Origin of the sequence: Sphingomonas phoenicis, from assembly GCF_047238005.1 — a bacterium.
Classification (GTDB): domain Bacteria; phylum Pseudomonadota; class Alphaproteobacteria; order Sphingomonadales; family Sphingomonadaceae; genus Sphingomonas.
This window is the reverse complement of the sequence record NZ_JBDFMC010000002.1, coordinates 1,117,609-1,134,670: the sequence shown is the minus strand read 5'-3', so window position 1 is coordinate 1,134,670 and position 17,062 is coordinate 1,117,609. Positions and strand designations below refer to the sequence as shown.

The 17,062-nt window shown below is 69.2% G+C and carries 18 protein-coding genes; 17 read left to right on the top strand and 1 reads right to left on the bottom strand.

From position 1 onward, the window contains the following. The first annotated feature begins 50 nt into the window (after positions 1-50). The 14 genes from ABC319_RS06645 to leuB all read left to right on the top strand — a co-directional run bounded on the left by ABC319_RS06645 (position 51) and on the right by leuB (position 13,197). The gene (locus ABC319_RS06645; protein WP_413069464.1) at positions 51-1,724 is read left to right on the top strand and encodes a sensor histidine kinase; all 1,674 of its coding nucleotides are present in this window, start codon (positions 51-53) and stop codon (positions 1,722-1,724) included. 269 nt (positions 1,725-1,993) lie between these two features. Further along, positions 1,994-2,128: an entericidin A/B family lipoprotein gene (locus ABC319_RS06640; protein ID WP_413069463.1), complete on the top strand. Its 135-nt coding sequence runs from the start codon at positions 1,994-1,996 to the stop codon at positions 2,126-2,128. Between the two features lie 136 nt (positions 2,129-2,264). Then, complete coding sequence (locus ABC319_RS06635; RefSeq protein WP_413069462.1) at positions 2,265-5,450, top strand: intermembrane phospholipid transport protein YdbH family protein; 3,186 nt, start codon at positions 2,265-2,267, stop codon at positions 5,448-5,450. A 20-nt stretch (positions 5,451-5,470) separates the two neighbouring features. Then, positions 5,471-5,644 (top strand): YnbE family lipoprotein, encoded by a 174-nt coding sequence (locus ABC319_RS06630; RefSeq protein ID WP_413071636.1) that lies wholly within the window; start codon positions 5,471-5,473, stop codon positions 5,642-5,644. Then, positions 5,644-6,024, top strand: a complete 381-nt coding sequence (locus ABC319_RS06625; protein ID WP_413069461.1) for a YdbL family probable chaperone protein — start codon at positions 5,644-5,646, stop codon at positions 6,022-6,024. Before ABC319_RS06630 ends, ABC319_RS06625 begins: the two co-directional genes overlap by 1 nt. Positions 6,025-6,237: 213 nt before the next feature. Then, on the top strand, positions 6,238-6,555 hold the full coding sequence (locus ABC319_RS06620) for an AtpZ/AtpI family protein (protein WP_413069460.1): 318 nt from the start codon (positions 6,238-6,240) through the stop codon (positions 6,553-6,555). A 68-nt stretch (positions 6,556-6,623) separates the two neighbouring features. Then, positions 6,624-7,382 (top strand): F0F1 ATP synthase subunit A, encoded by a 759-nt coding sequence (locus ABC319_RS06615; protein WP_413071635.1) that lies wholly within the window; start codon positions 6,624-6,626, stop codon positions 7,380-7,382. Between the two features lie 59 nt (positions 7,383-7,441). Next, complete coding sequence (locus ABC319_RS06610) at positions 7,442-7,669, top strand: F0F1 ATP synthase subunit C (RefSeq protein WP_007406947.1); 228 nt, start codon at positions 7,442-7,444, stop codon at positions 7,667-7,669. A gap of 53 nt (positions 7,670-7,722) precedes the next feature. After that, positions 7,723-8,217 (top strand): F0F1 ATP synthase subunit B family protein, encoded by a 495-nt coding sequence (locus tag ABC319_RS06605; RefSeq protein WP_413069459.1) that lies wholly within the window; start codon positions 7,723-7,725, stop codon positions 8,215-8,217. Positions 8,218-8,221: 4 nt separating this feature from the next. Continuing rightward, positions 8,222-8,851 carry a F0F1 ATP synthase subunit B family protein gene (locus ABC319_RS06600; protein WP_413071634.1) on the top strand — a complete coding sequence of 210 codons (630 nt, stop codon included), beginning with the start codon at positions 8,222-8,224 and terminating at the stop codon, positions 8,849-8,851. Positions 8,852-9,031: 180 nt separating this feature from the next. Continuing rightward, positions 9,032-9,346, top strand: coding sequence for a hypothetical protein (locus ABC319_RS06595; protein ID WP_413069458.1), 315 nt, complete (start codon positions 9,032-9,034; stop codon positions 9,344-9,346). A gap of 52 nt (positions 9,347-9,398) precedes the next feature. Beyond that, positions 9,399-11,318: an excinuclease ABC subunit UvrC gene (gene uvrC / locus ABC319_RS06590; protein ID WP_413069457.1), complete on the top strand. Its 1,920-nt coding sequence runs from the start codon at positions 9,399-9,401 to the stop codon at positions 11,316-11,318. A gap of 60 nt (positions 11,319-11,378) precedes the next feature. After that, complete coding sequence (gene recO / locus ABC319_RS06585; RefSeq protein WP_413069456.1) at positions 11,379-12,110, top strand: DNA repair protein RecO; 732 nt, start codon at positions 11,379-11,381, stop codon at positions 12,108-12,110. A gap of 28 nt (positions 12,111-12,138) precedes the next feature. Then, on the top strand, positions 12,139-13,197 hold the full coding sequence (gene leuB, locus ABC319_RS06580; RefSeq protein ID WP_413071633.1) for a 3-isopropylmalate dehydrogenase: 1,059 nt from the start codon (positions 12,139-12,141) through the stop codon (positions 13,195-13,197). A 12-nt stretch (positions 13,198-13,209) separates the two neighbouring features. On the opposite strand, the gene ABC319_RS06575 is transcribed toward leuB, so the two are convergent. Next, positions 13,210-14,445, bottom strand: a complete 1,236-nt coding sequence (locus tag ABC319_RS06575) for a phospholipid carrier-dependent glycosyltransferase (protein ID WP_413069455.1) — start codon at positions 14,443-14,445, stop codon at positions 13,210-13,212. A 66-nt stretch (positions 14,446-14,511) separates the two neighbouring features. Here ABC319_RS06575 and ABC319_RS06570 point away from each other — a divergent pair, with 66 nt between their 5' ends. Genes ABC319_RS06570 through ABC319_RS06560 form a run of 3 tightly spaced genes read left to right on the top strand, consistent with a single transcriptional unit; the run spans position 14,512 to position 16,927 of the window. After that, a complete protein-coding gene (locus tag ABC319_RS06570; protein ID WP_413069454.1) occupies positions 14,512-15,720 on the top strand; it encodes a trans-sulfuration enzyme family protein in 1,209 nt (402 codons plus the stop codon). 9 nt (positions 15,721-15,729) lie between these two features. Further along, on the top strand, positions 15,730-16,128 hold the full coding sequence (apaG, locus tag ABC319_RS06565; RefSeq protein WP_413069453.1) for a Co2+/Mg2+ efflux protein ApaG: 399 nt from the start codon (positions 15,730-15,732) through the stop codon (positions 16,126-16,128). A gap of 10 nt (positions 16,129-16,138) precedes the next feature. Beyond that, complete coding sequence (locus tag ABC319_RS06560; RefSeq protein WP_413069452.1) at positions 16,139-16,927, top strand: LysR family transcriptional regulator; 789 nt, start codon at positions 16,139-16,141, stop codon at positions 16,925-16,927. The last annotated feature ends 135 nt before the right edge of the window (positions 16,928-17,062 follow it).

The following is a 17,062-nucleotide window of genomic DNA, read 5'->3' as shown; positions in this document are numbered from 1 at the left end:
GATCCCGGCCGCGGCGTTGCCCTGGCCGGGATTGGACCGTAAGCCGGGGCATGGCTGCCGGCGATCCCACTACCGTGTCACCCGACCCCGTGCCCCCGCATCCGCCAGACCAGCCGGCCGCCGCCTCCGCACACGATGGAGCAGTCCGCGAGGCAGGCGGCGCCTCGCCGATCCTCGCGGCCGTGCGCCAGTCGACGATCGCGCGGTTGCCCACCGGCGCCAAACTGTTCCTGATCCTCAGCGCCGCGCTGCTGCCGCTCGCTCTGATCGCGGTCATCGCGACCCTCCAGACGACCCGCGTCGCCGATTCCGAGGCGCGGTCGCGCCTGCGCATCGCCGCCAACGAGAGTGCGCGGGCGATCGCGACCGAACTGATCGGCGATACCACGGCGCTGCGAGTCGCCCTCGACGCGCTCGGCAATGACCCCGCCGATCTACCAAGCTGCGCCCGCGCCCAAGGCGTGTTCGCGCAGCAGGCATCCGCCGGCGCCCGGTTCGAGATCGTCGACCGCCGCGGCCGCCTGCTGTGCGGCGAGGAACTGCCCGCCGGCCCCCGCACGTCCGCCCCGGGAGAGGTGAAGGCATCGATCGCGCCCGATCAGGGCGTGCTGCTGACCATCGCCGGTGGTCGACCCGGCGTCACCGCGACCGCGTTCTTCCCGCAGGCGTTCCTGCGCCGGCTCGGCAGGCCGATCAGCCGTGCGACCACCTTCGCCAGTGCGCTGGTGCTGGGTGAGGCGGCACTGCCGCTGGAACCCGATCTGGAGGGCGGTCCGCTGCGCCGGGTCGAGACGTTGCGGACCGAGGTCGGGATCGCCGATCTGGTCCTGAGCACGGCGGTGCGCAGTGCGCCCGTCACCTCGTCGCTGATCGTCGCCCTGATGCTGCCGATGGTGATGTGGGCGGCGGCGGCGGGGATCGCCTGGTTCGTGGTCGACCGCCTGCTGCTGCGCCCGCTGCGCCAGTTGCGCGCCAGCGTCGCCGCCTTCACGCCGGGCAAGGTGATCGACTCCCGTGCCACCAGCCTGCCCTCGCAGGAGATCCGCGAGCTGGGCGAGACGTTCCGCGCCATCAGCGAAACCGTCGCCGCACACGAGGCTGGACTGGAAGAGGGATTGCGTCGCCAGACGAAGCTGACGCGCGAGGTCCATCACCGCGTCAAGAACAACCTTCAGGTCATCTCCAGCCTGATCGCCTTTCATGCCCGCGGCGCGCGCAGTGCGGATGCCATGGGGGCCTATGCCTCGATCCAGCGGCGCGTCGATGCGCTGGCGGTCGTCCACCGCCACCATTTCGCCGAGCTGGAGGAGCATCGCGGGCTGAACCTGCGGACGATGATCGGCGAATTGTCGTCCAACATCCGGGCGACCGCGTCGGAACAGTCGCAGACGATCGGCCTGACGCTGGATGTCGATGCGTTCCTCGTCAACCAGGACGTGGCGGTCGCCCTGGCGTTCCTGGTCACCGAGATGATCGAGCTCGCCGCCACCTGCGACACCGCGGCGCAGATCCGCGTATCGGTGAAGCCCGCGGCCGAGGCCGATCGCGCCGTCCTGCGCGTCGTGTCGCGCGCGCTGGTCGACAATGACGAGCTGCGCGAACTGGCGGGCACCCGCTACGGCCGCGTCATGGAGGGGCTGTCGCGCCAGCTCCGTTCCAAGCTGCACCACGATCCGTTGACCGGGGCGTACGAGATCGCCTTCGCCGTCGTGGGCCGCGACTAAAAAAACTTCAGCAGAAAATCGCATTTTCGCGGGAACCGAAGAACGCGAGGACGGTTCTGCACTGCGGATCGCGACCTTATGCCCCCCCGCTCTCGCGATCCACGACATAGGCCCGGAAGCGTCCACCCCTCCCCCCCCCGGTGACGCTTCCGGGCCTTTAACGTCTCAATCTCATCGATCCTCGTCGGCGCCCGATCATGCGGCAGGCGGAACGATTGTTGATGCGGATCATTCCCCGCCACGGCAGTTTCGCCTTCAGGAGGTATCCCATGCGTAAGTTGGTAGGCCTGGCGCTGGTCGCCGGCACGTTGCTCGTCTCGGCCTGCAACACGGTCGAGGGCGTCGGCAAGGACGTCAGCTCCGCGGGTTCGACGGTGGCCAAGACCGCCGACGACGCCAAGTAACGCACGAAACGGAACGGGCAAGTTCCGGATTTTGCTTGGATCGGGCTCTCGCGTCATCGACGCGGGGGCCCGTTTCGCGTTCGGGCGCTTCATTTGTCCTGCCGTTCCCGGTAGAAGCGGCTGAAGGCAGAGCCCGGTGGAGCAGGACAGGCGCGTGGAGGATTACAACGGCGCGCCTCCTGTGATCCCGCCCGCCACCCGTTCCCGCCGCCTGCGCCGCCGTTACGGTGCGCTGCTGCTGATCCCCGCCACCGCGCTGCTCGTCTGGGTCGAGCGGCGTCCGATCGCCACCCACTTCATCGATCGCGAGCTTGCCGCCGCCCGGGTGCCGGCACGCTACGCGATCGCCGATCTGGGGCTCGGCCGCCAGCGGCTGACCGGCGTCGTTCTGGGCGATCCCGCCGATCCCGACCTGACCGCCGACTGGCTAGAGACGCGGATCGAGTTCGGCCTGTCGGGTCCTTACCTAGCCGAGGTCGCCGCCGGCCATGTTCACCTGAAGGCGACACTGGCGGACGGTCGCGTGTCGCTCGGCGCGCTCGACCGCCTGCTGCCGCCGCCATCGGGCAAGCCGTTTGCGCTTCCCGCCCTGCCGGTAACGGTCGGCCGCGCCATCGTCGATCTCGCGACACCGCATGGACCCGTCCGCCTCGCGGTGGCGGGCGAGGGGCGTCTGGATGACGGCTTCGCCGGCCCGGTCGCCGCCGTCGCGCCGCGGCTCACGGTGGGCGGCTGTACCGTTAGGGCCCTCCGCGCCGCGATGCGCGTGTCGATCGACCAGGCGCGGCCGCATCTGGTCGGGCCGGTTCGGGCCGGGTCCGTCGCCTGCCCGGACGCGACGGTCGCCGGTCCGCAGGCGCAGCTCGACCTCGCCCTGACCGCCGCGCTGGACGGCTGGCACGGCCGCGCACAGGTCGCCTCGGGGCCGGCAGCCACCGGCGCGGCCGGTGCAGAACGTGTGACCGGTTCGATCGATTTCGACGGCGCCGCCGCCGTTACCCGCGGCACCCTGGACCTCACGGCGGAGCGGGTGCGGACCATCATGGGCACCGCCGCGCGCCTGACGCTGGACGGCGTCTACGCACTCGGCAGCGACACCCGGTTCGAAGGGGAGGCACGCCTCCGCGGCGCGACCCTGGCCGACCGGTGGCGGCGCGTGCCACGGTCGTGGCGCGGCGCCGCGGCAGACACGCCGCTGGCACCGTTGGCGGCGCAACTGGCGACCGCCGCCGATGCGGCGGCACGAGACGCCGCCGTGGACGCCGCCATCCGCCTGACGCGCGACGGCATCGCGGTCGGCCACGCCACCATCGCCGCGCCCGGCGGCGCCCGGATCGCGATGACCGGAGGGCAGGGGATCGCTGTCGGAGCCGGCGGCCTCCGGGTCGATACCAGCCTGACGACCGCAGGGGGCGGGCTGCCCCGCGCCACGCTGACCCTGGTCCACCGCACGCCGGACGGTCCCTTCAGCGCGCGGGCGGTCGTCGCGCCCTACGTCGCCGGCCCGGCCCGTCTGGAGGCAGGTCCCGTCGACGTCGTCGTGGCGCGCTCCGGCGCGTTTCGCGTCACCACCGATCTCACGCTTACCGGTCCGCTCGGTGACGGCCGCCTCGATGCGTTGCGGCTGCCGCTCGCGATCCGTGGCGATGGGCGCGGCCGGATGACCGTCAACCCCGGCTGCGCGCCGCTGGTGTTCCGCCGCCTCGCCGTGGCCGGGCTGGTCCTCGACCCCGCGGCAACGACGCTGTGTCCCACCGGCGGGGCGCTCGTCACCGTCGATGGCGCGCGCATGTCCGGCGGCGCCCGGCTGACCGCGACGGCGCTGACCGGCCGGCTAGGGGCGACGGCGCTCGCGATGACGATCGGGGGCGGCGAGTTCGCCCTGTCCGATCGCGGGTTCGCGCTGTCCACGGTCGCCGCCCGGCTGGGCGCGCCCGACGGGCAGACCCTGATCGCCGCGGATCGCCTGACCGGCACCGTCACCGGATCGATCGTCGGCGGCAGTTTCTCCGGCGCGACCGGCCGCATCGCCAACGTGCCGCTGCTGATGAGCGAGGGGGCGGGGGAGTGGCGCCTGGCGGACGGCGTCCTGTCGCTCTCGGCCGGGCTGCGCGTCGCCGATGCGGACACCGCCTCGCCGCGGTTCCGCCCGGTCGACGCCCGCGGCGTCGCGCTCACCCTGCGCGATGGCCGCGTCGCCGTGGCCGGCGTCCTGCACGAGCCCACCACCGGCACCCGCGTCGCGACCGTCGCGATCGATCACCTGCTCGCCGCCGGACGGGGCCATGCCGATCTGTCGGTCACCGGTCTCACCTTCGGACCCGCTTTCCAGCCCGATCGCCTGACCCCGCTCACCTTCGGCGTGATCGCCGACGTGAACGGCACGATCGACGGCCATGGGCGGATCGACTGGAGCCCCACGGGCGTGACCAGCACGGGCGATTTCGGCACCGCACCCGGCTCCGCCGGTCTCGATCTCGCCGCCGCGTTCGGGCCGGCGCAGGGTATCGCCGGCCGGGTCCGCTTCGACGATCTGCTCGGCCTGCACACGCCGCCGGGTCAGCGCGCCACCATCCGCAGCGTCAATCCCGGGATCGAGGTGCAGGACGGCACCGTCCGCTACCAGTTGCTCGGCGGCACCCGCGTTCAGGTGGAGGGGGCGGACTGGCCCTTTGCCGGCGGATCGCTGACCCTCGATCCGTCGCTGCTCGACTTCGATGCCCAGCGCTCGCGCCGGCTCACCTTCCGCATCGCCGGCGCCCGCGCCGACCAGTTCCTGCAGCAGTTCGACTTCGACAATCTGAACGCCACGGGCACCTTCGACGGCATCCTCCCGATGACTTTCGACCAGAGCGGCGGCCGGATCGAGGACGGTCACCTGGCGATGCGGGAGGGGGGCGGCACAATCGCCTATGTCGGGGCGCTGGGCGAGGAGCAGCTCGGCATGTGGGGCAATCTCGCCTTCCAGGCGCTCCGCTCGCTTCGCTATCGCAGCCTGGCGCTGACGATGAACGGACCGCTCGCAGGCGAGATGGTCACCGATGTCCGGTTCGCCGGCGTCAGCCAGGGGCAGGGGGCGAAAAGCAACTTCATCGTCCGTCGCCTCCAGCGACTGCCCTTCATCTTCAACGTCCGCATCCGGGCGCCGTTTCGTGGCCTGATCGATTCGGCTGCGTCGTTCTACGATCCCCGCCGGCTGATCCAGCGCAACCTGCCGGCGCTGCTGGAGGAGCAGAAGCGGCGGGCTCCGCCGGCGCCGGCGCCGAAAACCTCTGCCACCCCACCCATCATTCAGCCCCCTGCAAGCGAGACCGTGCGATGAAGCGTTCGAGGTTGACGACGATGCGATGGATCACGACCTGTACGATGGGCCTGACGGCCAGCGGGTGCATCAGCATCAGTGCGCCGGACAAGCCGATCGAGATCAATCTCAACATCAATGTGACGCAGGAAGTGGTATACCGCCTCGATGGAGAGGCGAAATCGCTCATCCAGCAGAACCCGGGGATATTCTGATGAACGCCAGGGCCGCCTTCTTCACCGCCGCCGCAATCGGCCTCGCCGGCCTGTCGGTCGCCGCCTGGGCGCAGCGCGATCCCGCCTATGCCGCCGCCCGCGCCGCCGGCCAGGTGGGCGAGCAGCCGGACGGTTATCTGGGCGTCGTCGGGGCCGGCTCGGCCGAGCTGCGCGCGATCGTCAACAACATCAACATCCAGCGCAAGTCCGCCTACACCCAGAAAGCCGCGGCGAGCGGCGCGACGGTCGAGCAGCTGGCCTTCACCAGCGGTTGCAACCTGATCGCGCAGACGGCGGCGGGCGAGAAGTACCGGACGCCGACCGGCGATTGGGCGACCCGCGGCAGCGGCGCGCCGACCCGCGATCCGCGCTGCGTCTGATCGACCTTCGCGCCGCGCGGTGGGCGGCGCCGCCCGCAAGCTTTCCCGGTGCAAAGGGAGGCTCGTCCTGAAAAGGCCGCTGCTGCCTGTCGGCCGTTGACTTGATCCTTACCCCCACCTAAACGGCCCGTGCCTTGGCGGGGTCGCTCGCCGCCGTTGTGCGTTTCTCCCCCGTTCGGCTGATGTGCAGCTGGTTCAGACAGGGGATGGCGCGTGGCGGAAAACGACTCCGGACAGGACTTCCACGACGCGGAGGATCCGCGACTGACCGCGCTCGATGAGCGATTGCGTCAGGCGCGGGCAGCCGAAGCGGCGCGGTCGGGGGTGAAGCAGGATACTGACCGGGGCTATGCCCAGGGCAACCGCGTCATCGCCGCGCTGATCGGAAGTCTCGTCGGCAGCGCGCTGATCGGCTGGTGTATCGACCGCTGGTTCGGCACGACGCCATGGGGACTGATCGTGCTGCTCTTCCTCGGAATAGCGGTTGCGTTCAGGCAAATCATTCGTATCGGCAACGAGCGCCCGGAGTGATCCGAGCGCTTTTTCGCAATTGGAGCTAGAGAACAGTGGCGGCAGCGGAAGGCGGCAAGATCGATCCGATGCACCAGTTCCTGATCGAACCCGTGATGGGTTCGCATTGGGTGGTGGGCGGTTACGACCTGTCGTTCACCAACTCGGCGCTGTGGATGGTTGTGACGCTCGCCGCGCTCTGGCTGTTCATGCTAGGCGGGATGAAGCGCGAGCTGGTTCCCGGCCGCTGGCAGGCCGCGGTGGAGGGTTTCACCGGCTTCGTGTCGGGCATGCTGACGTCGAACATCGGCCCGGCCGGCAAGCGCTTCGTGCCTTACGTCTTCTCGCTCTTCATGTTCATTCTGTTCGCCAACATCCTGGGATTGCTGCCGTTCGGCGTGATCCCCGGCGTTCACCCCTTCACCGTGACCAGCCATCTGACGGTCACCGGCGTGCTGGCGATCATCTCGTTCGCGATCGTGCTGATCGTCGGCTTCGGCAAGCACGGCTTCCACTTCTTCTCGCTCTTCGTGCCGCACGGCACGCCCGTCCTGATGATCCCGCTGATCTTCGTGGTCGAGCTGATGAGCTTCCTGGTGCGTCCCTTCTCGCTCGGCCTGCGACTGTTCGTCGCGATGACCGCGGGGCACATCCTGCTGAAGGTGCTGGCCGCGTTCGTCATCAACGGGATCAACATGGGGCCGGGCTATGTCGCGATCGTGACGCTGCCCAGCTTCCTGCTGATGATCGGCATCACCCTGCTCGAGCTCTTGGTCGCCGCGATCCAGGCCTATGTCTTCGCGCTTCTGACCTCGGTGTATCTCAACGACGCGGTCAATCTGCACTAGGCGTCGTGGGCCTTACCTTAGCCTTACCTTTCAACAGAATATCGAACTGGAGTAATGACATGGACGCAGAAGCCGCAAAGCTGATCGGTGCCGGCCTGGCCGCCATCGGCATGGGTATCGCCTCGCTCGGCGTGGGCAACGTGTTCGCCAAGTTCCTTGAAGGCGCGCTGCGCAATCCGGGTGCGGCGGACAGCCAGCAGGGCCGCCTGTTCATCGGTTTCGCCGGTGCCGAGCTGCTCGGCCTGCTCGCCTTCGTGACGATGATCATCCTGGTGTTCGTCGCCTGAACTTGTCGGTGTCCGGCCGGCCGTTCGCGGCCGGCCGACGCTAGAGGACGCGCATGCCACAGATATCCCAGATCGCCGCTACCTACGCCTCGCAGATCTTCTGGCTGCTGGTGACCTTCGGCCTCCTCTATTTCGTGGTGGGCCGCGGGATGGTTCCCAAGATCGTCGCGACCGTCGATGCGCGTGAAGCGCGCGTCGCCGGTGACCTTGCGGCGGCCGAGGCCGCACGCCGGGAAGCGGACCGGACGGAAGAGGCATGGCGCGTCGAGATGGACGCCGCCCGTGCGGCGGCGCTGGCCGAGACCAGCGCGGCCAAGGCGCAGGCACTGTCCTCCGCCGAGCAGCAGGTGAAGGCGGCGGATGCCGACCTTGCCGAGCGTGCGGGCCATCACGACTTGGCGATCGCCAATGCCAAGGCAGAGGCGCTCGCCAATCTCGAGATCGTGTCCGCCGAGGCGGCACGCGATCTCGTCGCCCGGCTGGCCGGTATCGAGGTATCGGTCGATCAGGCGGCGAACGCGGTACGTGAGGTGAGGGCACATGGCTGATCCGATTACCGCATCGGGCGACACGCAGGTCGCCGCGAACCTCGCCGATCCCGCGGCGGCCACCAGCCTGACCGAGCGCCCGATCAAGGGCGGTGACGGGCTGGAGGGCCACACGGTCGCCACCGAGGAGCATGTCGCCTCGCCGACCGCGCTCGGCTTCGACTCGACCGGCTGGGTCGCCATCGCGGCTTTGGTCGTGGTGCTGCTGATGCTGTGGAAGAAGGTACCGGCGTTGATCGGCGGGATGCTCGACACGCGCATCGCGGCGATCCGTACCCAGCTCGACGAGGCAGCCAGGCTGCGCGCCGAGGCGGAGGCGCTGCGTGCCGAATATGAGGCGAAGGCGCGCTCGGCCCATGCCGATGCCGAGACGATCCGCACCCACGCTCATCAGGAGGCGCACGCCATCGTCGTCAAGGCGAAGGCAGATGCCGAGGCGCTGATGGAGCGGCGTGCCCGGATGGCCGAGGGGAAGATCGCGGCCGCCGAGCGCGCCGCGATCGCGGAGGTCCGGATGCGGGCGGCCGATGCCGCGGCCAAGGCGGCGGGCCTGCTGATCGCCGAGCATCATGACGCGAACGCGGATCGCGCGATGGTGGATCGCGCCATCACCGGGCTTGCTCGCCCTAACTGACGACCTGCGCCAGTACTTTCGTCGTAGAAGCTTTTGATGACGACGACTTGACCAGCGGGCCCGCTGGTATGACAATATCCCCGACAGGATCGCCGCGACATGACAGCGCGGCGGCCACGGAGTGGATGAATGATGGGCAGGGCCGGCCGGCGTAGACCTTATGATGCCATTGCGGTGGGCATGGCAATCGGCCTGTTCATCGCCGCCGGCACCGCCGTGCTGGGTACCAGCCGCGCCGGCGAAGAAGGCCTGATCGATCAGACCCGGCAAGCTGCGATCGGAGCGGCGCCGTCGGCCGCTCGCGATGATCCATGGCTGGCGCCGACGGAGTCGCTCGCCGATCATCTCGCTCTCCATGCCGTCGCCGGACCACGCATGGCTGACGGCGCCCCGCCGATCGCGCCGTTGGCGGATCGGGATCCGTTCTGGGCGCTGACCAGCCCGGCCGACGAACCCGCCCCCTTCGACCCCGCCGGTGCCGCTCCCGGTCGGTAATCGTGCATCGTCGGAGGTAGCGGCGGCGGGTATCGAGTCCTAGATGGGCGTTATGGCAACGCCCACCACCGACCGCTTCAACGAAGAAAAGGCCATGTTCACGATCCGCGGGTCCGATACCCCGGATCTGGACGCCGGCGTCGCGGCGATCCGCAACGTACTGAACACACTGCCCCAGCGATCGGGCGTGTACCGGATGCAGGATGCGCGGGGCGAGGTGCTGTATGTCGGCAAGGCGCGCTCGCTGAAGCAGCGGGTCGCCAATTACACGCAGATCAAGGCGCTGCCCAAGCGGCTCCAGCGCATGGTCTCCCAGACCCGCTCGATGACGATCGTCACGACCAACAACGAGGCGGAGGCGCTGCTGCTCGAGGCGCAGCTGATCAAGCGCTACCGGCCTGCCTACAACGTCCTGCTACGCGACGACAAAAGCTTCCCGTTCATCCTGTTGCGGGCCGACAGCGACTTTCCGCGGGTGCAGAAGCACCGCGGCGCACGGCGCGCGGTCGGCAACTACTACGGTCCCTTCGCTAGTGCGGGCAGCGTCAACAACACGCTGAATGCGCTGCAGAAGCTGTTCCTGCTACGCTCCTGCACCGATGGTTTCTTCAAGACCCGCGACCGGCCGTGTCTGCTCTACCAGATCAAGCGGTGCTCGGCGCCCTGCGTCGGCCGGATCGACAAGCACGGCTATGCCGAACTGGTCGGCGACGCGAAGGACTTCCTGGCCGGAAAGTCGACCCAGGTTCAGGCCAAGCTGGGCGCGCAGATGCAGGCTGCGGCCGAAGCGATGGACTTCGAACTGGCCGCCCTGCTGCGCGACCGGCTGAAGGCGCTGACCTTCGTTCAGGGTACGCAGGCGATCAACGCCGAGGGGGTTGGCGACGCCGACATTTTCGCGCTGGCGTGCAAGGACGGGCTGATCGGCATCCAGGCGTTCTTCATCCGCGGTGGGCAGAACTGGGGCCATCGCAGCTTCTTCCCGTCGCACACCGCCGACGTGCCCGAGGACGAGGTTCTGACCAGCTTCCTCACCCAGTTCTACGAGGAGGTGCCGCCCGCCCGCACGATCCTGCTCGACCGTGATCTGGCGGAGGCGGAACTGCTCGCCCAAGCGCTGGGCGACGCGGCGGGATACAAGATCGCGCTGTCCGTGCCGCAGCGGGGAGACCGGCGGCGCCTGATGGTACAGGCCCGGCGGAACGCGATTGAGGCGCTGGAGCGTCGACTGGCGGAGAGCACGACCCAGGCCAGGCTGCTGCGCGAGGTGGCCGACCTGTTCGACCTGCCCGAACCGCCGGACCGGATCGAGGTGTACGACAACAGCCACATCCAGGGCACCAACGCACTGGGGGCGATGGTCGTCGCCGGGCCCGAGGGGTTCCGCAAGGGCCAGTATCGCAAGTTCAACATCCGCAACAAGGACACTGTGCCGGGCGACGACTTCGCGATGATGCGAGAGGTCTTCCAGCGCCGCTTTTCCCGCGCGCAGGCGGAGGATCCCGATCGCGACAGCGGCGAATGGCCCGATCTGGTGCTGATCGACGGTGGCCGCGGCCAGTTGAACGCGGCAAAGGCCGTGCTGGAGGATCTCGGCATCGAGGATGTGTGCATGGTCGGCGTCGCCAAGGGGCCGAATCACGGGCGTGAGGGGCGGGAGGTATTCCACCTGATGGACGGGCGCGAACTGACCCTGCCGGTGAACGCGCCTGTCCTGTTCTACCTCCAGCGTCTCCGCGACGAGGTTCACCGCTTCGCGATCGGCGCTCACCGCGAGAAGCGGGCGAAGGCGATCGGCGCATCGCCGCTCGACGAGGTGCCGGGCATCGGTCCTGCGCGCAAGAAGGCGCTCCTGATGCATTTCGGCACGGGTCGCGCCGTGCGGAACGCCAGCCTTGAGGATCTGCAAAAGGCGCCCGGCGTGTCGGCGGCGGTGGCCCAGCAGGTCTACGACTTCTATCACGCACGCTGAGGAGCGGTCGAACGACGGCATCATGGTGTAACGGGTCACAGGCTCGCTATATCTGGGGCGATGCACCTCGCTGCCGATGCCATCATCCTGTCGGTCCGCGCGCATGGCGAGCATGGCAGCGTCGTGCGCGCACTCACCCGAAATGACGGCGTTCGCCCCGGTTATGTCAGGGGCGGGCGCTCGCGCCAGTTGCGGCCGGTGCTGCAGCCGGGCAACGCCGTGCGGGGCGAGTGGCGCGCGAGAACGGCGGAGCAGCTGGCGGCGATGACGCTGGAGCCGCTCCACAGCCGGGCGGCGCTGCACGGAGAGCCATTGGCGGCAGCGGCGATCGAGTGGCTCACCGCGCTGGCGGCCGCTGCCTTGCCCGAGGAGCAGCCTTATCCCCGGCTGTACGACGGTCTGGACGGCGTTCTGCGCGCGATCGAGGCGGCACCCGCCGCCCGGGGATGGGCGGGAGGGCTGGTGCGGTTCGAGTTGCTGGTGCTGGCCGAACTGGGGTTCGGCCTGGATCTGGATCGATGCGTCGTCACCGGCGGCGACGCCGACCTCGACTTCGTCAGCCCGCGCAGCGCCGCCGCGGTCGGCCGGTCGGCAGCGGCGGGGTACGAGCGCCAGTTGCTGCCGCTGCCCGCGTTCGTCCGCCACGGTGGCCAGCCCGATGGCGCCGCGCTGCTCGACGGGCTGCGCCTGACCGGGCACTTTCTGGCGCGCGATATCCTGATCGATCGCCGGGCGGCCCCGCTCGCCGCGCGTGAGCGGCTGGTGGAACGGTTGAAGAGAGCGGTTGCGTGATCGCGCCCTGCCCGGCAATGGCCGCATCATGACCATGATTGCGCTGCTCGCCGGTGACGGCATCGGACCCGAAGTCGTCGCTGCCGCACGCCGGGTGCTCGATGTGGTCGCCCCCGACCTGACCTATGAAGAGGGACTGGTCGGTGGCGCGGCCTACCGGGCGCAGGGGCATCCGCTCCCGCCGGAAACGCTGGAACTGGCGCATCGCGCGGACGCGGTCCTGTTCGGCGCGGTCGGCGATCCCGACTTCGATGCGCTGGAGCGCGCGATGCGGCCGGAACAGGCGATCCTGGGCCTGCGCAAGTCGCTGAAGCTGTTCGCCAACCTGCGCCCGGCCCGCCTGTTCGCAGGGCTGGAGGACGCGTCCGCGCTGAAGCCGGAGATCGCGCGCAGGATCGATCTGGTGATCGTGCGCGAACTGGTCGGCGACGTGTATTTCGGCGAGAAGGGCCGCGGCTTCACCAGCACCGGCTTGCGCGAGGGGCACGACCTGATGCGCTACGACGAGGTGGAGGTCGCCCGGATCGCTCGCGTGGGGTTCGAAACCGCGCGCACGCGTCGCCGCAAGCTGCTGTCGGTCGACAAGGCAAATGTGCTCGAAACGTCGCAGCTGTGGCGCGACGTGGTGAACGAGGTGGCGCGCGACTATCGCGACGTGGAACTGTCCCACATGTATGTCGACAATGCCGCCATGCAGCTGGTGCGCGATCCGGGGCAGTTCGACACGATCGTCACCGGCAACCTTTTCGGCGACATCCTGTCCGACCAGGCGTCGATGTGCGCGGGCTCGATCGGCATGCTCCCGTCCGCCGCGCTCGATACCGATGCCAAGGGATTGTACGAGCCGATCCACGGCTCGGCGCCCGACATCGCGGGGCAGGGCCGGGCCAATCCCTGTGCGGCGATCCTGTCGGCGGCGATGATGCTCCGCCACTCGCTGGATCGCCCGGCTGCGGCAGTCCGGATCGAGGGGGCGGTAGCGGCGGCGATCGCCGGCGGGGCACGGACGGCCGATCTTGGCGGCACGATGTCGACCGACGCGATGACCGCGGCGGTGCTGGCGGGACTGGAGACGGCCGAGGCGTAGGCGACACGTCGTTCACGGCCAGGTCGACAGCCACATCCACCGCTCGAAACTGCGCGGCCCCGCCAGTGGTGCGGCGGACAGGATGGGGTAGAAATACACGAACAGCCCGGCCGCGAGCATCAGGAAAACCTCGTCCCAGTCCCGCAGCCGCTCGCGCCAGTGATCGAACGCGACCGCGATCGACACCGCCAGCCAGATGCTCGGCAGATAATAGTAATAGAAGAACCCCAGCGATTTCGGGATCGCCGGCCAGATCGCGAAGCTGCCGATCCACAGCCCCGCCGCCACGCCCAGCCGGACATCGCGGGTGCGCGTCCAGCCGATCGCGCATGCCGCAACGGCGACCAGCCCGCCCCACATGATCGCGGGGTTGCCGATCATCAGGATGCCGCGCTGCGCCCCGTCGACCTGTTCATAGAGATACCAGATCGGCCGGATATCGAACGGCCAGGTCCACCATACCGATTGATAGGTATGCGGCGGCAGGACCTGCACCTGCTGCCGGTACATGGTCAGCTGGAACGGGATGAGCCGATCCAGCGTCAGCGCCTCCGACGCATAGAAGAAGGCGGGGGCGAAGGTGAGCAGATAGGTGGCGACGCTCAGCGTGCCCAGAACAGTCAGCGCCGGCAGCACGCCCATCCCCTTCCAGCGATCGGGTCGCCGGTGCTTCAGCAGGATCAGGGCGATCGCGGCGAACGCCACATAGGGCGCGGCGGTCCATTTGCAGCCGGTGGCGAGCCCCAGCATGATGGCACCCGCCGCCCATCGTCGCCAAACCTGCGCGCCGCGGCCACGCATCGACCAAAGCAGGCAGGCTGCCCCGGTCACGACGAAGCCGGCCATGAACCCGTCGAGCATGGCGATGCGCGCCTGCACGAACACGGTGAAGCCCAAGATCACCGAAACGGCCCCGATCACCGCCGGCCGCATCCGTCCGAGACCCAGCCACAGGATGGCGAACACGCCCAGCACGACGGCGGTGGCCGCGATGCTGGACAGCGCGCGCCAGCCGAGCGGCGTGTGGCCGAACAGCAGGATGCCCGCAGCGATCAGCGATTTGGCGAGCAGCGGATGCTCGATGTTGGTCGGGCCCTCCAGCGCCAGCAACTTGCGCGCGGCCGTGACGTAATGGACCTCGTCGAACACCAGGATGTGCGGGATCGTCAGTCGCCACGCGAACAGCGCCTGTGCGAACGCGCCGATCAGCAGGGCAACGGGCAGGGGGCGGCGGAGGATGGCGGGCACCTGCGGCTTGTTCCCGTTTCGCGCGTCGCTTGCAAGGCCGCGGCGGAGGGGGCAAAGCGCGCAGCCATGAAGCGCAAGACCGGCCAGGATCGCTCGATCACCTCGACATGGAAGCCCGCGACGCAGGCGATCCGCGGCGGGACCGCCCGTTCCGAATATGGCGAGACGTCGGAGGCGCTGTTCCTGACCTCCGGCTATGCCTATGATTGTGCCGGCGATGCCGCGGCGCGGTTCGCGGGCGAGCAGGTCGGGATGACCTATTCTCGGCTCCAGAATCCCACGGTCGAGATGCTGGAGGAGCGGATCGCCCTGCTCGAGGGTGCCGAGGCCTGCCGGACGATGGCGAGCGGCATGGCGGCGATGACGGCGGCGCTGCTGTGCCAGTTGCAGACCGGCGACCATCTGGTCGGCGGGCGGGCGGCGTTCGGCTCGTGCCGCTGGTTGACCGACACGCTGCTGCCGAAGTTCGGCATCGCCACCACCGTGGTCGACGCCCGCGATCCGCAGGCTTTTCTCGATGCGGTGAAGCCGGAGACCAAGGTCTTCTTCTTCGAGACGCCGGCCAATCCGACGATGGACGTGGTCGATCTGGCGGCGGTGTGCGGGATCGCGCGGGAACGCGGGATCACGACCGTGGTCGACAATGCGTTCGCGACACCCGCCCTGCAGCGGCCGATGGAGTTCGGGGCGGACGTGGTCGCCTATTCCGCGACCAAGATGATGGACGGACAGGGCCGTGTGCTCGCCGGCGCGGTGTGCGGCACGCAGGATTTCATCGACAACACGCTGCTGCCGTTCACGCGCAACACCGGGCCGACGCTGTCGCCGTTCAATGCCTGGGTCGTCCTGAAGGGGCTGGAGACGCTCGACCTGCGGATCCGTCGTCAATCCGAGAATGCCGTGAAGGTCGGCGGCTTCCTGGAGGGTCGGGTGCCGCGCGTCCTGCATCCGGGTCTGCCCAGCCATCCCCAGCACGAACTGGCGATGCGGCAGATGTCGGCCTCGGGCCCGATCTTCGCACTCGAACTGGATGGCGGGCGCGAGCAGGCGCACGGCCTGCTCGATGCGCTGGAATTGATCGACATCTCGAACAACATCGGCGATTCGCGGTCGCTGATGACGCATCCCGCCTCCACCACCCATTCCAGTGTCGCGGTCGACAAGCGCGAGGAGATGGGGATCGGCGAGGGTATGCTGCGCCTGAACGTCGGGCTGGAGGATGCCGACGACGTGATCGCCGATCTCGACCGGGCATTGTCCCGGGTGGGGCTGTAAGGTCCGCCGGTGAAGGCGCTTTTTCCCCATGCCGCGACGACGCAGGGTGTCACCGTCCGGGTCTCGGTCAGCTATCTGGCGGAACAGTCGGAACCGGCACGGGGTCGGTGGTTCTGGGCCTATCATATCCGGCTGGAGAACGAGGGTACGGCTGCGGTGCAACTGCTGACGCGGCACTGGATCATCACCGACGGTCGCGGCGCCCGCCACTCGGTCGAGGGAGAGGGCGTGGTCGGCGAACAGCCCCTGATCGAGCCGGGCGGCAGTTTCGACTATGTCTCCGGCTGCCCGCTGGCGACGCCGACCGGGGCGATGCAGGGCAGTTACCGCATGGTGGCGGAAGATGGCGGGACGTTCGACGTGACGATCCCACGCTTCGCCCTGATCGCACCGGCGGTGGCACAGTGAGGGCGGCGGTATGAAGCGCACCCACCTTCCGCTGAATGGGTTGCGCGTGCTCGATGCGGCGGCGCGGCACCTGTCCTTCACCCGCGCGGCGGACGAACTGGCGGTGACGCCGGCTGCGGTCGGGCAACAGATCCGCGCACTGGAGGATACGCTGGGCGTCGTCCTGTTCCGCCGCACCACGCGCGGGCTGGAACTGACGCCTGAGGGAGAGGCGGGGCTGGCGCCGCTGCGCGACGGCTTCCTTCAGTTCGAGGAGGCGGTGCGCGCGATGCAGGCGGGGCAGTCTTCCAAGTCGCTGACCATCGCCGCGCCGCGCGACCTGACCGAGAAGTGGCTGATGCCACGGCTGGCACGGATCGCGGCGGGAGACCCGGAGCTGCGTTTCGTCCTGCTGTCCGCGGACGAGGAGGCGGATTTCACCCAGGCCAACCTCGATCTGGCGATCCGCTGGGGTGAGGGGCCGGGCGAGCATGAGGGCGAGGCGATCGAGTCAGAGGGACTGGTGACGGTCGCGCGGCCGCAGGGCGGTGCGGATACCGCGATCGGCTGGCCCGGTGGTCCCGAGGACCCGTCCGCGCCCGTGCGGGTCGCCGATGCGGGGCTGGCGATCGATGCGGCGGCGGCCGGGCTCGGCCGTGCGACCGTGCCCGAACTGCTGGCTGCGCACGATCTGGCGAGCGGACGACTGGTGGCGCTGGGCGATCCGGCGCCGTCGCGATCTGGCTATTGGCTCGTCGCGCCGACGCCGCAATGGCGCCAGAAGAAGGTGCGGGCGCTCGTCGAGGCGTTGGCCGGCTAGAGTGCGATTCAATCGGGATGAAGCGCCACCCCGGCGGAGGCCGGGGTCCAGTTGGAATGGCCGGCTTGACGATGCAAAACGCCCCTCTCTGCCGCCCGTCCGCTGGACCCCGGCCTTCGCCGGGGTGGTTGCTGT